Consider the following 1282-nt stretch of genomic DNA (forward strand, 5'->3'; position numbering starts at 1 on the left):
CCTTTAGCGATCACGTTGTGTCGTAGCCGAAGCAGGGGGCTCGGTTGACGCTGCACGGCGCCAACCGAGCCCCCGTGCTCGACGAGTGTGAGACAAGGTGAATCATGGACAGCGACATGACGCAGCGAATGCAAGAACTGCTGGACGGAGACTTCTCAGCGGTGTCCGCGCTCGACCAGGAGATCCGCCAGCGCGTCTCGTCCGGAGACTGCGAGTGGGTGACGCTGCTCGGTGCGGAACTCGAGCGACGGGCCGCCTGCGACGGAGGAGATCCGTCCGCGCACGTTCTCCTGCTTGACCGGCTGCAGACGGCTCTGGCCAGTACAGCGGGACCTCAGAGCCTGCGTGCTTTGGTGTGCTTGCCAAATAGCCTCCAGACGGGAGAGTCGGTAAGGATCAAGGCCGAGCGGCGCCTGGCTCAGATGGTGGCCCGGGGGCATCGGCCCGCCGACATCGTCTCGGTCGTCTACGGTGAAGAGCTCGACACTGCGGCGTCAGACGAATTCAGGGCCTGCCTGCTGCAAGAGCTGGTGCTCGAAGGCGTCGTAGTCCCGGAGTACCCGCCTCTGCGATCTTTCGGAGAAGTACTTGTCTCTGAGGGGCACCCACTTGCGCACCTGCCGCTCCATCTGCTCCCTACGGAACGTGGACTACTCAAGCCGGCGCACGTTCAACACGGCTGGACGTGGGCTCTGCCTCCAGCGACGGTCGAGAAGCAAAGCGACCAACCCGAACTTCATGTCTCAGCGGAGATGCGCCGACGCAGTGTCGAGGTAGATCCGGTAGAGGTCACCGTTCCGGAGGCAGCCGAGTCAATGGGCGCTGCGGTAAGGCACTGGTGCGAGCAGTCCAACGGCAGCGTCGCCGCCCAGGAGTTCTGGTCCGCGTCTCCTGTCCCACCGAGCGACTTCGCAGCCGTCTTCGAACAACTTTCACTCGCCGCATGGCCAGTGGAAGGGGGCCGAGCCCGGCTCCACCCGGCCACCCCGGACAGGGTGCTGCGGGTACTTCTCACCGCTGCGGTACGCAGCCCCGCCTACGGCAGCGGCATGTATGGCGCGTACGGACGGCTCGCTGCCTGGCGCTCCCTTGGCGGCCTGGTCGGTGCCGCACCGGATGCCTCGATCGACCACACGGCAGCGCTGGTGGAACAGGCTCACTGGTTCATCGCCGACCCCTCATCGGATTGGTTCCACCAAGTTGCCTGGGACCTCGCCGTGGCCGCCCTGCGACCGGACGGGCAGGAGATCGCGGTGCTCGCAGCCACGGACATCGACTGAGA

The 1282-nt window shown here is 65.6% G+C and carries 1 protein-coding gene; it reads left to right on the plus strand.

Annotated elements, in window-relative coordinates; all coding sequences use genetic code 11:
• Positions 1-104: 104 nt before the first annotated feature.
• Entirely contained in the window at positions 105-1280 is a 1176-nt protein-coding gene (locus ACIPK3_RS34410) for a DUF6183 family protein (protein WP_402576144.1), read from the plus strand.
• Positions 1281-1282: the final 2 nt, after the last annotated feature.

The organism is Streptomyces sp. NPDC086787, assembly GCF_044745865.1.
In the GTDB taxonomy this organism is placed as follows: domain Bacteria; phylum Actinomycetota; class Actinomycetes; order Streptomycetales; family Streptomycetaceae; genus Streptomyces.

Coding starts and splice junctions, on each gene's coding strand:
- ACIPK3_RS34410 (WP_402576144.1), top strand. CDS start 105: ATGGACAGCGACATGACGCAGCGAATGCAAGAACTGCTGGACGGAGAC.